This is a genomic window from Streptomyces sp. enrichment culture, assembly GCF_964272855.1.
In the GTDB taxonomy this organism is placed as follows: Bacteria; Actinomycetota; Actinomycetes; order Streptomycetales; family Streptomycetaceae; genus Streptomyces.
Genome location: NZ_OZ186847.1, coordinates 532,659 through 552,188, shown reverse-complemented (window position 1 = coordinate 552,188; position 19,530 = coordinate 532,659). Strand labels below are relative to the sequence as shown.

Annotated in this window: 17 protein-coding genes; 15 read left to right on the top strand and 2 right to left on the bottom strand. The window is 74.8% G+C overall.

Annotation, left to right across the window (positions count from 1 at the left end; genetic code table 11):
* Positions 1 to 111 precede the first annotated feature (111 nt).
* The 15 genes from ACSU6L_RS02295 to ACSU6L_RS02225 all read left to right on the top strand — a co-directional run bounded on the left by ACSU6L_RS02295 (position 112) and on the right by ACSU6L_RS02225 (position 17,186).
* Positions 112 to 342, top strand: a complete 231-nt coding sequence (locus tag ACSU6L_RS02295) for a hypothetical protein (RefSeq protein WP_437052977.1) — start codon at positions 112 to 114, stop codon at positions 340 to 342.
* Positions 339 to 1,109 carry a vWA domain-containing protein gene (locus ACSU6L_RS02290; protein ID WP_437052975.1) on the top strand — a complete coding sequence of 257 codons (771 nt, stop codon included), beginning with the start codon at positions 339 to 341 and terminating at the stop codon, positions 1,107 to 1,109. Before ACSU6L_RS02295 ends, ACSU6L_RS02290 begins: the two co-directional genes overlap by 4 nt.
* The gene (locus tag ACSU6L_RS02285; protein WP_437052973.1) at positions 1,106 to 1,912 is read left to right on the top strand and encodes a protein phosphatase 2C domain-containing protein; all 807 of its coding nucleotides are present in this window, start codon (positions 1,106 to 1,108) and stop codon (positions 1,910 to 1,912) included. The genes ACSU6L_RS02290 and ACSU6L_RS02285 overlap by 4 nt, the downstream gene beginning before the upstream one ends.
* Positions 1,909 to 3,033, top strand: coding sequence for a protein kinase domain-containing protein (locus ACSU6L_RS02280; protein WP_437052972.1), 1,125 nt, complete (start codon positions 1,909 to 1,911; stop codon positions 3,031 to 3,033). The genes ACSU6L_RS02285 and ACSU6L_RS02280 overlap by 4 nt, the downstream gene beginning before the upstream one ends.
* Entirely contained in the window at positions 3,021 to 3,671 is a 651-nt protein-coding gene (locus ACSU6L_RS02275; protein WP_437052970.1) for a 4Fe-4S single cluster domain-containing protein, read from the top strand. The genes ACSU6L_RS02280 and ACSU6L_RS02275 overlap by 13 nt, the downstream gene beginning before the upstream one ends.
* Entirely contained in the window at positions 3,668 to 5,158 is a 1,491-nt protein-coding gene (locus ACSU6L_RS02270; RefSeq protein ID WP_437052968.1) for a hypothetical protein, read from the top strand. The genes ACSU6L_RS02275 and ACSU6L_RS02270 overlap by 4 nt, the downstream gene beginning before the upstream one ends.
* The gene (locus ACSU6L_RS02265; protein WP_437052966.1) at positions 5,155 to 7,296 is read left to right on the top strand and encodes an AAA family ATPase; all 2,142 of its coding nucleotides are present in this window, start codon (positions 5,155 to 5,157) and stop codon (positions 7,294 to 7,296) included. Before ACSU6L_RS02270 ends, ACSU6L_RS02265 begins: the two co-directional genes overlap by 4 nt.
* Positions 7,293 to 9,341: an Hsp70 family protein gene (locus ACSU6L_RS02260; protein ID WP_437052964.1), complete on the top strand. Its 2,049-nt coding sequence runs from the start codon at positions 7,293 to 7,295 to the stop codon at positions 9,339 to 9,341. The genes ACSU6L_RS02265 and ACSU6L_RS02260 overlap by 4 nt, the downstream gene beginning before the upstream one ends.
* Positions 9,341 to 10,531 (top strand): TRAFAC clade GTPase domain-containing protein, encoded by a 1,191-nt coding sequence (locus ACSU6L_RS02255; protein ID WP_437052962.1) that lies wholly within the window; start codon positions 9,341 to 9,343, stop codon positions 10,529 to 10,531. The genes ACSU6L_RS02260 and ACSU6L_RS02255 overlap by 1 nt, the downstream gene beginning before the upstream one ends.
* A complete protein-coding gene (locus tag ACSU6L_RS02250) occupies positions 10,528 to 13,020 on the top strand; it encodes a GTPase-associated protein 1-related protein (RefSeq protein WP_437052960.1) in 2,493 nt (830 codons plus the stop codon). The genes ACSU6L_RS02255 and ACSU6L_RS02250 overlap by 4 nt, the downstream gene beginning before the upstream one ends.
* A 6-nt stretch (positions 13,021 to 13,026) precedes the next feature.
* The gene (locus tag ACSU6L_RS02245; protein ID WP_437052958.1) at positions 13,027 to 14,577 is read left to right on the top strand and encodes a TRAFAC clade GTPase domain-containing protein; all 1,551 of its coding nucleotides are present in this window, start codon (positions 13,027 to 13,029) and stop codon (positions 14,575 to 14,577) included.
* 97 nt (positions 14,578 to 14,674) lie between these two features.
* Positions 14,675 to 14,911, top strand: coding sequence for a hypothetical protein (locus tag ACSU6L_RS02240; protein ID WP_437052957.1), 237 nt, complete (start codon positions 14,675 to 14,677; stop codon positions 14,909 to 14,911).
* Positions 14,912 to 14,966: 55 nt separating this feature from the next.
* Entirely contained in the window at positions 14,967 to 15,656 is a 690-nt protein-coding gene (locus ACSU6L_RS02235) for a helix-turn-helix transcriptional regulator (protein WP_437052955.1), read from the top strand.
* Entirely contained in the window at positions 15,653 to 16,633 is a 981-nt protein-coding gene (locus ACSU6L_RS02230; RefSeq protein ID WP_437052953.1) for a pyridoxal-phosphate dependent enzyme, read from the top strand. Before ACSU6L_RS02235 ends, ACSU6L_RS02230 begins: the two co-directional genes overlap by 4 nt.
* Before the next feature lie 190 nt (positions 16,634 to 16,823).
* On the top strand, positions 16,824 to 17,186 hold the full coding sequence (locus tag ACSU6L_RS02225; protein ID WP_437052951.1) for a cupin domain-containing protein: 363 nt from the start codon (positions 16,824 to 16,826) through the stop codon (positions 17,184 to 17,186).
* Between the two features lie 14 nt (positions 17,187 to 17,200).
* Here ACSU6L_RS02225 and ACSU6L_RS02220 read toward each other — a convergent pair whose 3' ends face one another.
* On the bottom strand, positions 17,201 to 18,580 hold the full coding sequence (locus ACSU6L_RS02220) for a vWA domain-containing protein (protein WP_437052949.1): 1,380 nt from the start codon (positions 18,578 to 18,580) through the stop codon (positions 17,201 to 17,203).
* Positions 18,577 to 19,434, bottom strand: coding sequence for an AAA family ATPase (locus ACSU6L_RS02215; protein WP_437052947.1), 858 nt, complete (start codon positions 19,432 to 19,434; stop codon positions 18,577 to 18,579). Before ACSU6L_RS02215 ends, ACSU6L_RS02220 begins: the two co-directional genes overlap by 4 nt.
* Positions 19,435 to 19,530 lie beyond the last annotated feature (96 nt).

The window sequence follows — 19,530 nt, the reverse complement described above, 5'->3', positions numbered from 1 at the left end:
CCGGTGCGCGTAGGGAGGCACGGGGGGCGCACAGGAGCGTGCTGGCGTACCCGGGCGCGCGATTTCCGTTCTGACGCGGACAGTTGATGTCGCGTCACCTAACGTGGGCACATGAGTGGCGGGATGGAAGAGTGGGGTCATGGGGCACGGGGCCGGATCGTCACCTGGCCGGCTCCCGACGTGTACGTGCTGGTCGAGGGAGTGCTGCTGCGCATGCTCCCGGACACCCCGGGACTGCCCCCGGGAACCGAGGTCGAGGTGCGCCACGACCCGGCGCGCGGCGGGCTCGTCGCCCACGCGACGGCGGACCCCGGCGACGGCAACGGGGCGGGGCGGCCATGAGTGAGTACGACTTCGGCTTCGCGCAGGGCTACGACGAACGGCAGCCCGTCGTCCTGATCCTCGACACCTCGGCCTCCATGGGCCGGCCGGCCGACAACCCCCGGATCGACGAGCTCAACGACGCCCTGACCGGCTGGTTCGACGGGGTCAGGGCGGAACCCAGGCTGCGCGCCCGGGTGGAGGTCTGCCTGATGACCTTCGACTCGCGGGTACGGGTCCTCGATCCCGTCCGGGAACGGCTCGTGCCCGTCGAAGAGGCCCCGCCGGACCGGCTGTTCGTCCCCGTGGACCGGATGCGCCCGCCCCGCCTCGAAGCCTCCGGGCTCACCCGTATGACCGACGCCGTCGAGACCGCGCTCGACCTCGCGAGGAACCGCCACCAGGCCCTCCAGGCGCGCTACGTCCAGGTGCGGCGGCCGTTCCTGTGGGTGCTGACGGACGGCGCGCCCAGCGACCGCGAAGGCCGGCGGATGGACCCCGCCGCGCTGGCCGGCACCGCGGAGAAGGTGCGCCGCGGCGAGGAGCGGGGCGAGTGCGTGTTCCAGGCCATCGGCGTGCGGGGCGCCGACCTGGAGCTGCTGCGGGTCCTCGCGCCCAAGGCCGCGCTGATGCTGGAGGGCCTGGACTTCGGGCAGATCCTCGACCTGCTGTTCCAGAGCTCGGACCGGATCGGTGCCGTGCAGGCCGCCGACGAGATCCACGGGCGGGTCGCCGATCTGGCACGGGAGCGGCAGCGCCTCGACGAGCTCGAGCGGAAGTACCAGTGATCGTCGCGGGCGCCTCCGTCCAGGGCACCGGACACCTGGCCGCCGGCCAGGGATGCCAGGACGCCTTCAAGGCGGTCGAGTCGGGCGACACGGTCGTGCTGGCCGTCGCGGACGGCGCCGGCGGGCGCGAACGCAGCGCGCTCGGCGCGCACCTCGCCGTGGACACCGCCTGCCGGGTCCTGGCCGAGGACGTCCCCGGCCCGCAGGACCCACCGGAGGCCTGGACCCGGTGGATCGCCGAGGCCGGAGCCCGCGTGGTCGCCGACCACCGGCGCGCCGTCGAGGGCCTGCTGGCCGCGACCGCCCCGGACCGGCCGGTGGACGCGGGCGCGCTCGCCGCCACGCTCGCCGCAGCCGTCGTACGGCCCCCGTGGGCGGCGTTCGTGTCGGTCGGCGACTGCTTCGGCACCGTACTGACCCGCGAGCCCGCCGGGACCGACCCGGCGGAACGCTGCCACCTCGTCCTGCCGCCGCCCGCCCCCGGCGGGCCCGGGCCGGTCTTCCTCTCCTCGCCCGGGGCCGCGCTGCGGACCCGCACGTTCGTGGTGTGGGAGCCGCACCTCAGCGGCGTCGTCCTCGCCACCGACGGCTGCGCCGCCCTCACCCTCGACCACCCCTCCGTCCACCGGCTCCCGCCGCACGCCGGGCCCCTGCCGTCCGCGCGGTTCTTCGGCGGGCTCGCCGCGACCCTCCGCGCCAACGGCGGCGACGGCGAACCCCTGCGCGCCCTGCTCTCCGGACCGCAGGCGGCCCGCTCCGGCGACGACCTGACCGTGCTGTGCGCCCTGACGGACGGCGGGTGACGGTGGCCCTGACAGCGGTGTCCGGCGACGGACGGGAATGGCGGCTGACCCGGCGCGTCGGCAGCGGCTCCGAAGGAGTCGTGTACGGCGTCGACGACCCGCGCCCACTGGTCGCCAAACTCGTGCCCGCCCCGCCCGACCCCGCCGCCTACCGCCGCCGCATCGCCCGGCTGGTGCGGCAGCGCCGCGAGCCACGCACCGTCCGGCTGCTCTCCGGCACCCCGCAGCGGGTCGCCTGGCCGATGGCCGGACTACGGGCCGGCGGCCCCGGACCGGACGGCGTCGACGGCTACCTGATGACCGACATGCGCCACGCCCACCAGCCGCTCACCCACCTGCTGACCCCGGCCGCCCGCCGGGCGTTCCTGCCCGGGGCGACCTGGGCCACCGCGCTCACCGCCGCCGCCTCCCTCGCCCGCCTCCTCGCGGACCTGCACACCGAGGGCTATGTCGTCGGTGACCTCAAACCCGACAACCTGTGGGTCGACGGACACGGCGTGGTCGGCATCGCCGACGTCGACTCCTGGCAGTTCAGGGACGGCGGCGAGGTGTTCCCCGGCCGCATGGGCACCCCCGGATACACCGCCCCCGAACGCATCGGCGCCCCCGCCGGCACCGCGCCCGACGACGCCTCCGACGACTTCGTGCTCGCCGTCCTCGTCCACCAGCTGCTGATGCACGGCCTCCACCCCTTCGCCGGACACCCCGGTGACGGCGGCGCCTACCTCTCCTACGACGACAACGTGCTGCACGGCCGCTGCCGCCTCCTCGACCGGACGGCGGTCGTCCTGCCCCGCTCCGCGCCCCCCGCCGACCTGCTGCCGCGCCGGCTGCTCGCTCTGTTCCGCGCGGCGTTCGGCGGCCACCGGCCCACCGCGGCGGACTGGGCCGACGCCCTCGCCGAGGAGTGCGCGCCGGCACGGCTGCGGACCTGCCGGGCCGACCCCCGGCACGTGCACACCGTGGAACGGCCCTGGTGCCCCTGGTGCGACCTGGCCGAGCGGGGCGCGGAGGCCCGCCCGGCGGCCCCGGACCGGCCCCCGGACGCCGTCACGGACACCGCGGCCCGCACCGCCGCCACCCCTCACGACCGGAAGGAGAACACCGCATGGCGGAGCTGACGCTCCTCTCGGTGGCCCGGCGGCTCGACCGCTGCACCGTCCTCGGGCCCGGCGCCCGCGCCGTGATCTGGGTGCAGGGCTGCCCGCTGCGCTGCCGGGGCTGCGTGGCCGCCGAGACCCTGCCCTTCGACGGCGGCACGACCTGTCCGGTGGCCGAACTCGCCGACTGGATATGCGGGTTGCCCGGCATCGAGGGCGTCACCTTCTCCGGCGGGGAGCCCTTCAGCCAGGCGGCCGCACTGGCCGAACTGCTCGACGCCGTACGGGCGCGCCGCCCGGAGCTCAGCGCGATGGCGTACTCCGGATACCGGTACGAGGCCCTGCGCCGCGGCGGCCCCGACCGGCAGGCGCTGCTGCGCCGCCTCGACCTCCTCGTCGACGGCCCCTACGTGGCGTCCCGGCACGGCGGTCTGCGCTGGCGCGGCTCCGCCAACCAGCGCATCGTCGCCCTCACCGACCGCTACCCGGACCTGGCGGCCCAGCCCGACACCAGCGCCGGGATCGAGCTGTCCGTTGAGACCGACGGAACCCTCTCCTGGGCCGGGGTGCCACCGACCCCCGGCTTCCGGGAGGGACTCGAGGAACGACTCGCGGCGCGCGGCTTCGTGCTGCACACCCAGGCGCGGAGGGAAACATGAGCGGATCACCGAAGTACAGCACGGTCAGGGTCGCCCCGGCCTACGCACGGCAGGAGGCCGAACGCCGCCGCGCCCAGGCCGCCGCCCGGCGGCGGCGCGAGGAACAGCGCGCCAGGGAGCGCGCCGAACGCGCCGCCAGGCGCGCCGCCGAGGCCGCCGCACGCCGGGAGCGCGCCAAGGCGGAGGCGGAGCGCAGAAGGGCCGAGCTGGCCGAGCGGCGGGCCGCCGAACGGCGCGCCCACGCCGCCCGGCTGCGCCAGGACCAGGCAGGCGCCGACGCCCGCCGGCTGGCCGAGGTGAGGAACCTGCTGGGAGAGGCCATGGCGTCCGGGGGCACCGCATCCGGCGAACTGGCCGCCCTCGAACAGCAGCTGGCCGCGCTGCAGGGCAGGATCGACCGCGCCGAACCCCTCGACGGGGAGATCGAGGAACTGCGCGGCCGGATCGTCCTGCTGCGCCACCGCGGCGAGACCACCGGGCCGGGCGCCGACCACCACGCCGTGCTCGCCGCACTGGAGGCCCGGCTGGCCGGCATCGGCTCCGAGGCCGCCGCACAGGACCCGGAAGGGCACCGGGCCTGCGTCGACCTCATCGGCGAACTGCGCGCCACCGCCGGACCCGGCGGCGAGACCCGCTTCGAGGCCCTGCTCGGCACGGTGGAACACGCGCTCACCCGGCACGCCGCGACCGCCGAGCGGCAGGCCGCCGAGGAACGGCGGCGCGCCGAACGGGCGCGGGAGGCACAGCGCCAGGCCGAGGAGGCCCGGCGCGAGGCGGAGGAGCGGGCCGCCGCACAGGCCGCCGCCGAGGAGGCCGAGCGGGAACGGCTCGCCACGGCTCACGCCGAGGCCCTCGCCGAGGCTCAGGACCGGCTCGGCGTCGTACGCCGCTCCGCCGAGGACGCGGCGGACGAGGCCCGCACACTCGGCGACCCGGACCTCGCCCACCGCATCGAGACCGCCGTCCACGCCGTCACCGGGCCGCTCGCCGACGGCGCGGCGGCCGACGCGCTCACGGCGGTCACCGCCCTCGAGGAACTGCTCCCCGAAGCCGAGCTCCGCCTGGACGAACTGCAGCTCGCCCACACCCGGCGGATGGACCTCGCCCAGGCGCTCCAGGACGCCATGCTCGGCGAGGGATTCGCCTTCACCGGCGGACAGGAGCAGGGCGCACGCCTGGTGCTCGGCTTCGAACGCCCCAGCGGGGCGACGTACGAGACCACCATCGCCACCGACGGCGGCGGCACACCCGTCCTCGTCTACCACGTCGACGGCGAACCCGACGTGACGCTGCGCCCCGACCCGGACGCCGCGGTCTGCGACAGCACCGAACAGCTGCTGGAGCGGGTGCACGAGGCGATCGGCGAGCGGGACGGCTTCGTGCCCGGCGAACTCACCTGGGACGGCAAGCCGCACGGCCGGAGCAGGCCGCCGCGCGGCGAGGGCAGGTCGCTGCCGGACGCCGGGGAGTGGAGGTGGAGCGGGTGAGCACCGTCGAATGGGCGAAACCACAGCACGGCACCCCGGCGGCCCCGCCGCCCGAGCGGCGTGACGGCACGGGCGGGGACGGGCAGCCGGTCGCCGCGGACGGCATGATGCCGCTGTGGGCGGTGTCCCTCGGCTGGGAGCTGCGGCGCGGACGCCAGGTGATCCTCAACGGGCAGATCAGGGACCGCTGGTGGTTCCGGGACCGGCCCGCCTCCTTCCGGCAGGTGGTCGCCGGACTGCTCGAACTGCGCGGCGCGGAGGTCGTCGGCTGGTGGGACCCGGTCGACGGGCTCACCTTCCCGCTGCCGGGCCACGCGGAACGCTTCGACCAGCTGCGGGAGGAGCGACCGCGTGAGGCCGCGGGGGGTGCGGCGGGTGAGACCGCGGGCGGTGCGGCGGGGGAAGGGGCCGGTGACGACGCCGCTGAGAGAGCCGGCGGGGGAGCGAGCGCGCCGTCCGGTGACGGGCCCACCGGTGACGCGCCGACCGGTGACGCGCCGACCGGTGGCGACCGGCCCGCCTCGGCGTCCTCCCGGCGCGCCGACGAGCGGCAGCGCGGCCGGGAGCGGCTGTTCGCGCCACGGCGGTCGGGGCGGCCCAGGACCTTCGACGACGTCGTCGCCACCGTGCAGCGCCTGGTCGCCTCACCCGACGCGGCCACCGCCTTCGTCTTCGAGGACGTCGACCACCAGCTGCCGCCCGGCCAGCCCGAGTCGCAGCTCGGCTATCTGCGGCTGCGCGCCGCCATGACGGACGCCGTCACCCCGCGCACCGCCGTCGGCCGGCCCCCGCACGCCCGCAACGCCGTACTGTGCGCCGTCGGTGACGTCGGGCGGCTGCCCGGCTGGTTCCACCTGGAGGACCCGCGGATCGCCGCCCTGCACATCGGCCCGCCCGACCCCAGCGAACGGCGCCTGTGGCTGACCTGGCTGCAGCACCACTTCAACGGGGCCCAGGACGCCACCCGCGCCGACCTCGAACGGCTCGTCGGCGCCACCGACGGCATGGCGGGCTGGGACATCGACTCCCTCTCCAGGACCTCGTGGCTGCGCAACGCCCCCCTGCAGAAGCCGGACAAGCTGCTCGAACTGCACCGGCTCAACGTGAGTGTCGACCCGTGGACCCAGCTCGACCGGGACACCGTCGCCCGCGCCGCCGACGTCCTCGGCACCCGGGTGGTCGGCCAGGCCACGGCCGTCGACGCCGTGGCGTCCGCGCTGCAGTCCGCGTTCGTCGGCGTCGACTTCGGCAATTCCGGGACCGCCCGGCCCCGCGGAGCGTTCTTCTTCGTGGGGCCCACCGGCGTCGGCAAGACCGAACTCGCCAAGGCCGTAGCCGAGTTGATGTTCGGCGACCAGAGCGCGTACGCCCGCTTCGACATGAGCGAGTACCAGCAGGAGCACGCGGCGGAACGGCTGGCCGGCGCGCCCCCCGGCTACATCGGCCACGAGCAGGGCGGCGAACTGACCCGGCGGGTGCAGGAGCGGCCGTTCAGCGTGCTGCTCTTCGACGAGATCGAGAAGGCCCACCCGAAGGTGCTGGACAAGTTCCTCCAGGTGCTGGAGGACGGCCGCCTCACCGACGGCCGCGGCCAGACGGCCTACTTCTCCCAGTGCCTGATCATCTTCACCTCCAACACCGGCGCCGAAGCGCTGCAGAGCCTGCTGGAGGAACGCGACGACGACCTGTCCTACGCCGAGCTGCAAGCGCACTTCACCCGCGCCGTGGAGGACAAGTTCCGGCAGATCGGCCGGCCGGAGATCTACGGACGGCTCAAGCCGGGCGTCGTCGTCTTCGACATGCTGCGCCACGAGCACGTGGTCAGGATCGCCGACCGGCTGCTCGCGCAGCTCACCGAGTCGGTCCGCGAACGCCATCGCGTCGAGCTGGTCCCCGACACCGCGACCCTGCACCCGTGGATCACCGAGCGGATGTCGGACCCCGAGCACCAGGCGTACGGCGGTCGGCAGATCCGCAACGAGCTGGAACAGGTGCGGTCGGCGGTCGTGCGCCATCTGCTGGAGCACCGGCCGGTACCCGGCAGCCGCGTGCGCGTCGGCGTCGGAGCCGACGGCGCGGTACGGGTGACGGCCGACGGGACGGCCCCGGTCACGGGAGAGGGGAGCGGCAGGACATGATCGCCATCGATCTCGGGCACCGTTTCGGACGCGTCGGACGCATCGGCCCCGACGGCCTGCCGGACGTGGTCACGACCGAACTGGACGGCACGGACGGCGTCCTCGACCCGCAGCGGGCCCTGCCCGCCCTGCTCGGCGCCGCCCCGCCCGGCCCGGACGGGCGGGCCGTGCTCGGCATACCCGCCACCGGCGGCGGCGAGGACGAGCTGCGGCGCGCGGCGGACGGCGCGGGGCTCGTCGTCGACCGGGTGCTGCCGGACCCGGTGGCCGTGGCCCTGCACTACGGCGCGGTCGCCGAGGGCGTGGACCACGCGGTCCTCGTCTGCGACCAGGGGGCGACGACCCTGGACCTGACCCTCCTCGCCGTCAGCCCCGACCTCACCGTCCACGTCGTCCGCACCCACAGCGTCCGGCTCGGCGGGGACGACTGGGACGCCGCGCTCGCCGCCCGGCTCGCCGGGCGGCTGCCCGACGGGGCGGACCCGCGCCGGGCCGCGGAGATGCTGCGGCGCGCGCTCGGCGCCGCCGACAGCGTCACCGAGCCGGTGCTCGACACGGCCGGCGCACCGCACCCGGTGACCCTCGACCGGGCCACCTTCGAGGAGGCGGTGGCGCCGCTGCGGGAGCGCGCCCTCGCCGCCGTCGCCGAGCAACTGGCCGACGCCGAACCGGCGGTGGACACCGTCCTGCTCGCCGGCGGGCTGAACGCCGCACCCGGCCGGCGGGCCGAGATCGAGGCGCTGCCGGTCGCGCGGGATCTCACGGTGCGCTGCTACCTGCCCGAACTCGCCGTCGTACGCGGACTGCTGGCGCTGCGCGACTTCGGCGTGCTGCGCGTCGTGACCGGGTCGCCGCGAAGCGCGGCCCGCGCGGACTTCGGCCATTTCCGCCCGGACACCGCACCCCCGGCCGCCACGACGGACCCGGACACGCGCACCGCACCCCCCGCCGCCCTGACGGACCCGGACCCGCTGACCTGGCCCCCCGAGCCGGACGACCCCGAACCGGAGACCCACCCGGCGAGCGCGGGGGCGGCACCCGACGCAGCCGACGCCGGGCACCGGAACGCGTCCCCGCGCGACGGCTCTCCGTACGGCGACGACTCCGCGCGCCCGGACACCTCCCCGGCGGGGAACGGCAGCCCCGCACCGCACGGTGGGCCCGACTCGGCTTCCAGGAACACCTCCGAGCCCGGCACGTCCGCGCGGCAGCAGCCCGCCGCACCTGCCCCCGAGCCGCCTCCGGCGACCGCGTCCACGACCGGACCCACCATCCCCGGCCCCCGACAGCCACCGGACCTCTCACAGCCCTCAGCCCCGGCCACACCCCCCGCAGCCGCCCCCGAGCCGCCGCCCCCGCCGCCCCGCTCGGCGCCCCCGGACGGCACCGGCACACCCGGTGAGGCGCCGTCCCTGTTCGCCGTCCCGGTGGGCGAACTCCAGGCCGTCCGCCGCGACGACCACCTGCTCGTGCTCTGGGCGTGGCCCGAGGGCGCCCTCAGCGCCCGGGTCCGCTGGCGCCGGGAGGACGGCTCGGCGGGCGGCGGGCCGAGGGACGGGGACGTGGTGTGCCGGCGGCGGGTGTACGAGCACGACGGCGGGTTCGACCTGGCTGTCGGCCGGGGCGCGGTCACCCTGACCGTGGAGGCCCTGGTCCCGGACCTGGGCGGGGAATGCGAGGGCGCCTCGTCGCTGCTCGTCCCCGCGCAGCCGCCGGTGGTGGAGTACGAGCCGACCGTGCGCCGGCGCCTCAAGGGCCGGGTGGCCACCGTCACGTTCACCTCGGAGACCGGCTGCGACCTGCCCGGCCTGCGCATCGTCCACAGCCTCGGCCGGTTCCGCCCCACCAGCACGGCCGAGGGCACCGTCCTGCACGAGCTGCCCGCGCAGCGCCTGCCCGCCGGCACCCCGCTGACCGTGGAGGTCCAGCTGCCCGCCACCCGGGGCCCGTCCTGGCTGGTCTGCTTCCCCGCGGACGCGAACGCGGGCACCGACTCCGGTATCGAGATCCGCCCGACGGCATTGCACAGACTGCGAGTGACCTGATGGCCAGACGCCTCACCTGCCCCTACTGCTACGAGAGTTTCGCCCCGCGTGAGATCCGCTTCCGCTGCAACACCCGCCTGAGCCGGGCCGGGAAGAAGTGCGAGCCCAGCCGCGACCAGGTGCTCGACGACCGGATGGGCCCGCGCCCCAGCCACGACCTGGGCCCGGTGTTCGCCGCCGACGGCCGCAAGCCGACCGCCCCCTGCCCGGACTGCGAGGGCGAGACGACGTACCGGATCTGCCCGGTGTGCCACTCCGCGCTGCCCGTCCAGTTCGGCATGGTGGACAGCCGGCTGATCGCCATGGTCGGCGCCAAGGCGTCCGGCAAGACCGTCTACATGACGGTGTTGCTGCACGAGATGCGCAACCGGGTCGGCGAGGCGTTCGGCGCGCATCTGATGGGCCTGGACGACGCGACGATGCGGCGCTACAGCTCCGACTACGAGGAACGCCTCTACGGTGCCAACCAGATGTTCCCCGGCACCCAGACCGCCTCCACCAACCTCAACCGGGTGGACCCACTGGTGTTCCGCTTCGGCCTGCGCCGGCGCACCCTGCTCGGCGAACGGCCGCAGCACACCGTGCTGTCGTTCTTCGACACCGCCGGCGAGGACTTCAGCTCCCGGGAGAGCGTGGAACTCAACACCCGCTATCTGACCGGCGCCGACGGCATCGTGCTGCTCCTGGACCCGCTGCAGATGCCGGGCGCCCGCGACAGCGCCCTGCCCGGCACTCCGCTGCCCGGCACCGAGGGCCTGGACGCGCCGATCAACGTCCTGTCCCGGATCACCAGCCTGCTCCTCGCCCCGCGCAGCGGCCGGTCCGCGCAGAAGATCGACACGCCGATCGCGGTGGTGTTCTCGAAGATGGACGCCTTCTGGCACCTGCTGGAGAGCGGCAGCCCGCTGCGCGCCCACGCCACCCCGCGCGGCCGGTTCGACGTGGGCGACAGCCTCAGCGTCCACGAGGAGGTGCGCCGGCTGCTGAAGGACTGGGACGGCGTGCCGATCGACCACCTGCTGGACAACCACTACACCCGCTACCGGTACTTCGGCGTCTCCTCCCTCGGCCGCAACCCCACGCCCGACGCCCGGGTCGCCCCCACCGGCATCCAGCCCTACCGGGTCGCCGATCCGCTGCTGTGGCTGCTCAGCGAGTTCGGCTCGGTGCCGAAGGCAGGGCGCGGATGACCCACTTCCAGCAGCTGTACTACACCTCGTGCGAGCACGGGCTGAGCGGGTTCTCCGGGTTCCAGTTCAACGCCGTCAGCGCGGGCGTCACCGCCGAGACCCGGCAGGCCGTGGAGGCGCTCGCCGGGTACGAACCGCCGCGCTCCATGGTGGAGTCGGACACCCCGGAGCTGCTGAAGCGCTGCCCGGTCAACCTCTGCTACCGGCCGTACGACCGGCAGGGCCGCCGGGCCACCGCGCTGTGCGTGCGTTACGTGGGCCGGGACTCGGCCCGCCGCTTCGGCAACTACTTCGCGCACGCCCTGCACAGCGAGGACTTCCGGGCGGCCGGGGACGGGATGCTCGGCATCGAGCTGTGGGGCTCCCCGGTGTGGGCCGGCACCGTTTCCCCGACCACGGAGATCCCACCCCTCACGGCGCCGCCGCGCGGGCCCCTCGGAGTGCGCGCGGTCCGCGACTTCGTGCACGGCCACCCGCACGCGGCGCAGCTGCCGAACCTGCTGGCCGCCGTGTTCGCCGCGCTCACCGAGCACGGCTCGGTGGTGGTGGTCGACCACACCAGCGACCGGGTCGCGCACTGGTTCGCCGCCGTCTCCTACCTGCTGCCGCCCCCGCTCGCCCGCCGCCTCTCCTTCGCCACCTACGTGCTGCGCCCCGCCCGCAGCCGGCTCCACCTGATCGGCACGGTGCCCGAGGCGCAGCTGGAGTTCGGGCCGGACGACGAGGCGGCGTACACCGTCTTCGACTTCGCCCGCGGGGTGTTCCCCGAGGTCGCCGCGCCCGACCTGACACTGCTCCTCACCCGGATCGGCGTGGGCTCCGTCCGGCCCGTCTGGTCCTGGACGGCGGACTACGCCCGCGGCGGCGAGGAGACCCCCGGCGACTGGCACGCCCCCGTCGCCGCGGCGGCCGCCTCGGGCGGCATCACGCTCGCCGCCGCCGACGTGCGCGCGGTGATCGACTGGCTGGCCGGCGCCGACCACCTGGGTCCGCGCCGGGCGGCCGTCGCCGCCGACCTGCACCGCAAGCACCGGGAACTGGACGACCGCCAGCTGGCCGCGCTCAGCGCCGCCGCGAAGGCCGGCGGCGACCTCACCGTGCACCAGGAGATCGAGGGCAAGCTGCACGCCTCCCGCATGCGGGCCTACATGACCGGCGCGCAGGACGCCGCCGAGCCCGTACCGCTCGCCGACCGCGCGGTGCGGCAGCGGGCCACCGCCCTGTGGGAGCGGCTGCTGAGCGGCGAGGCGGCGACCGCCCGGCAGCGGACCCGGCTGCTGCTGTGGGCGCTCGGCGCACGGCTCGCCCCGGCACCGGAGGTCCTGGCGCGCGAGACGCTGGCCCTCGCCCACGCCCTGGTCGGAGCGTCCGCCACGCCCGGCCCCGGGCTGCGCCGGGAGGTGGCCGAACTGGTGCGGGAGCTGCCGGAGATGCGCGAGGCCCTGGTGATCGCGGTGCGGGAGGCGCTGGAGGGGCGCGGCGGGCAGGAACAGCTCTTCTCGCAGTTCCCGGCCGAGCTGCTGCACGAGGGGGACCTGCGCGACCATCCCGTGCTCCTGGAGCATCACCTGCGGGCCCGGGCCGAACGGGAGCCCTCGCACACGGTCGACCTCATGTTCAAGATCCTGCGGATCAGGGACGCGGCGTCACCCGACGAGGATCTGCTGCGCGGCCTGTGGCGGCAGCCGTCGCGGACCTGGACCCACCGGGAGGCCGTCACGATCGCCGAACGGCTGCCCGCCGGCGAGCGCGTGGACCCGGCGGTCGGCCAGTGGCTCGACCGCGCCCTGAACCAGCGCATCGACGACGAGAGCGACCTCCAGGCCTGCCTGGAACTGTGCCGGGTGCTCGCCTCCCCGGCCCGCTCCGCCTGGCTGCCGGCCACCGCGCGGGAACGGGTACGCACCACGCTCGACCTGCACACCGCGCTCCACGAGGCCCGCGAGGCCACCGAACTCGCCGCCGCGTTCGCCATCGCGGGCATCGACCGGTGGGCGGCGCCGCAGGCGCTCAAGCGGTACCGCCTGGTGCCCGCCATGCTGGCCCTGCCTGCCGACGTCCGCAGGCTCCGCGACCGCCTCCCCGAGCTGAGCCACTCCACCCTCGACGGCTATCTGACCGCCGTGCGCCGCCTGGTGACACGAGGAGAACGGCTCGACGACACCGCGCTCGACCATGTGGTCGCGGCCGCCACCCTCAGATCGCGGGCCGGCCTCTCCCAGGCGCACAAGGACGACACCGCCGCGATCATGAGCCACCCCGCCCAGTACTGGCGGGTCGCCGACCTGAAACGGCTGGAGCACGCCACCCGGCCCCACGACCGGGACCTCGCCGACCGCTACGCCGAATGGATCACGGCCCGTGAGGGCGGAGCGCGCAAACTCGTCCGCAAGCTCCCCTTCGTCGGCCGCCGCACACCCGGTGGCACGCCCTCCGCCACCCCGGGCGAAGAGCCCCCCGGCAACTCCCGGAAGAAGAAGGGACGGTGACACCCGGTGGCCGAGATCATCGCCTACGTCCTCATCCCCGTCCTCTACCTCGCCGCGCTCGCGGCGTACCTGCCCGTCGCCCCCGTCATCGCCGCGCTGCGCGGCCTGGCGCTGGTGATGCAGCTGCTCACCGGGCACATACGGCTGCTGGCCGGCGTCCTGTACCGGCGCACCCCCGAGTTCCAGGCACTGCCGCCCTACCGTCCCCAGGACGAGGACGTGAAGGCGTACCGCAACTACTTCTTCGGACCGGGCTTCCGCGACCTGCGCCAACTCCTCATCCTGGAGCGGCGGTCGTACGTCAGGACGGTCGGCGACTCCTTCCGGGCCGTGACCACACGGCAGTTCACCGCCCCCACCCGGACCCGTGCCGTCACCGTGCCGTACGGGCTCACCCTGTACGCGGGCCTGTGCCTCGGCGCGCTGCTGGCCGTGCCGCCGCTCGGCCTGCTGTTCGGCCTGCACGCGCTCGTCCTGCTCGCGCTGATGGGCGGCGCCCGGCTCGTCGCCGGCACCCTGCGGGCCCTCGACCGGTCCGTGCTCCTGATGAAGCGGCTGCGCACCGGCATGCTCTGCCCGCACTGCTTCGAACGCGTCCCCTACCCGGCGTACGACTGCCCCAGCCCGGCCTGCCGGCGTCGGCACGCCGACATCCGCCCGGGGACGTACGGCCTGTTCCGGCGCCGCTGCGAGTGCGGGCAGCGCATGCCGACGCTGCTGATGCTGATGAGCCGGGACGCGCGGCTCCAGGCGTACTGCGTGTACCCGCACTGCGGGAAGCCGATGAACACCGACGCCGGGCACATGCCCGAGACGATCCTCCCGCTGATCGGCGGACAGGCCGCGGGCAAGACACAGTTGATGGCGGCGATGCTGCTGTCGCTGGAGAACGCGGCGGCCGACGGCGGACCGGCGATCACCCTCGCCGACGAGGAGTCGAACAGCAACTACCAGGTGCTGCGGGAGGTCCTGCGGATCCGGGGCCACACCCGGGCCACCCAGAAGGCGCTGCCCCGGGCGCACTCCTTCGTCCTCGGCAGCGGCCGCGCCGAGCGCCTGGTGCATCTCTTCGACACGGCCGGCGAGCGCTTCGTCGACCGCGACGAGACCGACGCGCTGCGCTACGCCCGGGAGGCCCGCACCTTCGTCTTCGTCCTGGACCCCATGGCGGTGAAGGCGTTCTGGACGTCCCTGGCCTCCGGCCCGGGCGCGCCGCTGGACCGCACGCTCGCCTCGACCGTGGATCCCGAGGAGGTCTTCGGCCGGTCGGTCCAGGCGGTCGCGGCCATGGGCGCGCCGCTGGCGGACTCCCGCCTGGCGGTCGCCATCAGCAAGACGGACCTGCTCGCCGGCCACGGCCTCGCCCCCGACCGCCCGGACGACAGCGACAGCGCCCGCGCCTGGCTGCGCGAGAGCCTGGGCCTGCGCAGCCTGGTGGAGGCGATGGAGCAGGAGTTCCGGGAGGTCCGCTTCTTCTGCACGGCCTCGGTGGTGGACGACGACGCCCGGGTGGACGCGAGCGTCGGGCGGTTCGTGGCGTGGTGCCTGCGGGACTGAAGTGGTGTTGCGGGCCGTTGTCGCGGGGGAGCAGGCTGGTAGCAGAGCACGACGCGTCGCGCGGAAACCGGAAACGCACGGTGGAAGGCGATCTCTGATGGAAAACCCCAGCGAGGAACAGGTTCTCGAGCTCAGCAGCGGCTTCGACGAAGCCGACACGTACTGGGCCATCTGGTGCCGGCAGGAACAGTGCTTCGTGCTGGACACCAGGGGCCCGGACGGGACGATGATCTTCTTCAGCGAGAGCGCCGCGGTCACCGGCGCGGGGCGTCACAACAGCGAGAACCCGGGCCACACGGCCCGCGCTTACCACGTCACGCACGCACACGCCTGAGCACCTGGTTAGACTGGAAGTCCAGACACTGGACTGACAGTCCAAAGGGGGGCTCATGGCCGGGCAGGACCTGGACGCCGAGCGGGACGCGGTCATCGGTGCGCTCGTTCCCGTCGTCGACGGACTCGTGGCCACCTTCGGCCCGCTGTGCGAGGTCGTGCTGCACGACTACCGGCAGCCGGAGAAGTCGGTGGTCGCCGTGGCCGGTTCGGTGACCGGGCGGGCGGTGGGCGGGGCGATGAGCGAGATCGGCATGCGGGTCCTCGCCCGCGGCGACGAGGCGTCCGACGAGCTGAACTACCTCACCCGCACCCGCTCCGGCGACCTCGTCAAGGCGTCCACGATGGTGCTGCGGGACTCCGCGGGCACCGTCTTCGGCGCGCTCTGCGTCAATCTCGACGTCACCGCCGTGCACCGCGCCCAGGCCCTCCTCGGCGGGCTCGCGGGACTCGGCGCGGGCACCACGCGGACCCCGGTCACCACCTTCGGCAACGACATCGACTCCGTCGTCGACGCCATCCTCGACACCCACGCGTCGCACCAGGCGCACAACTGGGCCGGCCTCGACCGCGACCGCCGCCTGGAGCTGTTCCGCAGCCTCGACGAGCACGGCGTCTTCGCCGTCCGCCGCGCGGTGGAGCAGGTCGCCGCCCGCCTCGGCATCTCCCGCGCCTCCGCCTACAGCTACCTCTCCCAGGCCAGAGCCATGGCCGACGACCCGACGTCCCAGGGAGGACATCAGTGACGACCACCCGCCCGCCCGTCACGCTCGACGACGTCCGCGCCGCCGCCGCCCGGCTCAAGGGGGTCGCCCACCGCACCCCGGTGCTGCGCTCGCGCACCCTGGACGGGCTGGTCGGCGCCCAGGTGCTGCTCAAGTGCGAGAACTTCCAGCGGGTCGGCGCGTTCAAGTTCCGCGGCGCCTACAACGCGGCCTCCCGGCTGACGCCCGATCAGCTGGCCCGCGGCATCGCCGCCTACTCGTCCGGCAACCACGCGCAGGCCGTCGCCCTCGCCGCCCGCGAACTCGGCACCACCGCGGTGATCGTCATGCCGGAGGACGCCCCGGCGTCCAAACGGGAGGCGACCGCCGGGTACGGCGCCGAGATCGTCACCTACGACCGCTACACCGGCGACCGGGTCGCCATCGCCGAGGCGCTGGCCGCCGAGCGGGGCCTCACCGTCATCCCGCCCTACGAGCACCCGCACATCATCGCCGGACAGGGCACCGCGGCGCTGGAACTGCTGGAGGAGGCGGGGGAGTTGGACGCGCTGATCACCCCCGTGGGCGGCGGCGGACTGATCGCGGGCAGCGCGACGGCGGTCAAGGGGCTGCGGGCCGGGATCCGGGTGATCGGCGTCGAGCCCGAGGCCGGCGACGACACCAAGCGGTCCCTGGAGGCGGGCCACCGGATCAGCATCCCGGTGCCGCGCACCATCGCCGACGGGCAGGCCCTGCACACGCCCGGCGAACTGACCTTCTCCGTCAACCGGCGGCTGGTGGACGAGATCGCCCTCGTCAGCGACGACGAGATCAGGGCGGCGATGCGGTTCGCCTTCGAACGGCTGAAGATCGTCGTGGAGCCCAGCGGCGCGACACCGCTGGCCGCGCTGCTCTCCGGCCGCGTCACGAACCTCCCGCGGCGCGTCGGCCTGATCGTCTCCGGCGGCAACATCGACACGGAGCGCTTCACCCGGCTCTGCGGGGGCGGCGAGGTCTGACGGCCGGGGGGGGGGGCAGGTCTGACGGCCGGAGGGAGGAGGTCTGACGGCCCGCCCCCGAATGGCGGCCCCCAGCGCCCCGGCGGACGATGGACGTGAGGGGTCCGGCCGCCGCCGGTGCCGCCTGCGCCGCAGGGGAGACGGGGACCGGCCCCGGCCGCGGCGGAAGCGGCCGGAAGGGAGGAGCATCATGCTCGAGATGAAGATGCTCGACAAGCCGGACGAGCGGCGGGACTTCCCGCACGGACACCTGGAAGCCGTCCACCTGACGGGATGCGACTTCGCCGTGGCGACCTTCGAGCCGGGCTGGCGCTGGTCCCAGGACGTGGGGCCGATCGCGGGCACGGACAGCTGTCAGATGAACCACAACGGCTACGTCGTCCAGGGGCACCTGCACATCCGCATGGATGACGGCACCGAGGGCGAGGTCGGCCCGGGCGAGGCCTTCGTCTGCTCCCCGGGACACGACGCGTGGGTCGTGGGCGACGAGGCGTGCGTCGCCTACGACTTCGAGGGCCAGACCGCCAAGGAGTACGCCAAGCCCAAGGAGTGATGACCCGGCGGTCCTCACACCGGCAGCAACCGGCTGACCAGGACACCGAGCTGATGCGCGGTGCGGCACTCGTGCATCGCCACCAGCTCGGCGTACTCGGGGGCGGCCGAGTCCCCGGTACCCCACTGGGCGCGCGGTTCGGGATTGAGCCAGTACAGACGGCGGGCCCGCCCGGCGATCCGCCGGAGCGCCGGGAGGTTCGGATCGGCCATGTTCGTCCGGGCGTCACCGAGCACGAACACCGTCGTCCGCGGGCCCACCGCGTCGCCGTACCGCTCCGCGAACTCGCCCAGCGCGGCGCCGTAGTCGCTGCTGCCGTGCCAGCCGGTGAGCGTGGCCTCGGCGCGGATGCGCGCGCCCAGCCCGCCGGGGTCGGCCGCGCCGTGCTCCAGCAGTCCGGTTACCTCGTCGATCCGGTTGACGAAGGCGAACACCCGCACCTTGGAGAACTGGTCGTGCAGCGCCTGCACGAGCAGCATCGTGAAGTCGGAGAACCCGGACACAGACCCCGACACGTCGCACAGCAGCACCAGTTCGGGCCGGGCCGGCCGCCGCCGGCGCAGCACGGGCCGCATCGGCACCCCGCCCGTCGACAGCGAGCCGCGCACGGTCCGCCGCAGGTCGATGCTGCCCCGGGCGGCCCGCCTGCGGCGTGCGGCGAGCCGGGTGGCCAGCTTGCGGGCGAGCGGCCGTACCGTCCGGCGCAGTTCGGCGAGCCGGTCCTGCCCGGCGTACAGGAAGTCCACCCGGTCGGCGGTGGGGGCCACGGCCCGCCGGGCGATCTCGTCGCGCCCGCGCCGCTCCGCGACCCGGCGCCGCGCCTCCGCGGCCACCTGTGCGCGGAAGACCTCGATGCGCCGCCGGATCTCGTCGTCCAGCAGCCGGTCGGTGAACTCCGCGCCGCCGTCACCCGCCCGCACCGTGTCGCGCACCCGGGCGAGCAGGGTCTGCGGGCGCAGCCGGTCGAGGGTCTGGTACGCCGACCAGCCGTCCGACCGCGGCCCGCTCCCGTAGCCGCCGAAGCCGTCGACCGCCTCCGCCGCCAGCCGCTCCAGCAGGGCGGTGTCGTCGGCGGCGAGCGCCGCCGCGAGCCGGTCGCGCAGCTCCGACCGGTCGGCCGGGCCGTCCGCCGCTCCCGCTCCCGCTCCCGGCGCGCCTACGGTCCGCGGAAAGTACAGGTCGAACACTGGGTCGAACACCCGTCGCTGGTCGGCGGTGTGCAGCAGCGTCGCCGCCAGCCCCTCGCGCAGCAGCTCACGGTCGGCGAACCCCAGCGTCTCCACCGCCCGCGCCGCGTCGACGCTCTCCCCGGTGCCGACGCGCACCCCGTGCGAGCGCAGCGCGGCGACCAGACCCGTCAGCCGGGCCGCGACATCCGGCGCCGGCACGGTCACACCGCGTCCAGGTCGAGCTTGGCGGCGGCCTTCAGCACGTCGTCCTGATGCTTGAGGACCACGCCGAGGGTGTCGCGTACGACGGTCTCGTCGAGGGTGTGCGCGCCGAGCGCGAGCAGGGTGCGGGCCCAGTCGATGGTCTCGGCGACCGAGGGCACCTTGCGCAGGTCCATGGCCCGCAGCGCCCCCACCACCCGGACGACGGACTCCGCCAGCGCCGTGTCCAGACCGGGCACCTTGAGCCGGACGATGCGCCGCTCCAGCTCCTCCTCGGGGAAACCGATGTGCAGGAAGAGACAGCGGCGGCGCAGCGCCTCCGAAAGCTCCCGGGAGGCGTTCGAGGTGAGCACCACGAACGGCCGGCGGGTCGCGGTGACCGTGCCCAGCTCGGGGACGGTCACCTGGAAGTCGCTGAGCACCTCCAGCAGCAGCCCCTCCACCTCGACGTCGGCCTTGTCGGTCTCGTCGATCAGCAGCACCTTCGGATCGTCGCCGCGGATCGCGGTGAGCAGCGGGCGCGGCAGCAGGAACTCCTCGCTGAAGATGTCGGTGCGCGTCTCGTCCCAGCGCTCGTCGCGCCCGGCGCTGATCCGCAGCAGCTGCTTGGCGTGGTTCCACTCGTACAGGGCGCGTGACTCGTCGACGCCCTCGTAGCACTGCAACCGGACCAGCCGCGCCCCCGCGACCCGGGCCACCGCCTTGGCCAGCTCGGTCTTGCCGACCCCGGCGGGGCCCTCCACGAGCAGCGGCTTGCCCAGGCGGTCGGCGAGGAAGACGGTCGTGGCGACCGCGGGGGAGGCCAGATAGCCGGTCTCGGCGAGGCGCGCGGAGACGTCGTCGACGGAAGTGAACACCAGGGCCTCCAGATCGGCGTCGAGGAGCAGTCACCTATCTAAGCGCTTGTTCACCGACTGTGTCACGCCTTCGCCGGCCCCGGATCGCCGCACCCG

Bases quoted from the DNA above. Each gene is read 5' to 3' on its own strand.
- ACSU6L_RS02275 (WP_437052970.1), top strand. From the start codon at position 3,021: ATGGCGGAGCTGACGCTCCTCTCGGTGGCCCGGCGGCTCGACCGCTGC.
- ACSU6L_RS02260 (WP_437052964.1), top strand. From the start codon at position 7,293: ATGATCGCCATCGATCTCGGGCACCGTTTCGGACGCGTCGGACGCATC.
- ACSU6L_RS02270 (WP_437052968.1), top strand. From the start codon at position 3,668: ATGAGCGGATCACCGAAGTACAGCACGGTCAGGGTCGCCCCGGCCTAC.
- ACSU6L_RS02255 (WP_437052962.1), top strand. From the start codon at position 9,341: ATGGCCAGACGCCTCACCTGCCCCTACTGCTACGAGAGTTTCGCCCCG.
- ACSU6L_RS02250 (WP_437052960.1), top strand. From the start codon at position 10,528: ATGACCCACTTCCAGCAGCTGTACTACACCTCGTGCGAGCACGGGCTG.
- ACSU6L_RS02295 (WP_437052977.1), top strand. From the start codon at position 112: ATGAGTGGCGGGATGGAAGAGTGGGGTCATGGGGCACGGGGCCGGATC.
- ACSU6L_RS02235 (WP_437052955.1), top strand. From the start codon at position 14,967: ATGGCCGGGCAGGACCTGGACGCCGAGCGGGACGCGGTCATCGGTGCG.
- ACSU6L_RS02225 (WP_437052951.1), top strand. From the start codon at position 16,824: ATGCTCGAGATGAAGATGCTCGACAAGCCGGACGAGCGGCGGGACTTC.
- ACSU6L_RS02290 (WP_437052975.1), top strand. From the start codon at position 339: ATGAGTGAGTACGACTTCGGCTTCGCGCAGGGCTACGACGAACGGCAG.
- ACSU6L_RS02240 (WP_437052957.1), top strand. From the start codon at position 14,675: ATGGAAAACCCCAGCGAGGAACAGGTTCTCGAGCTCAGCAGCGGCTTC.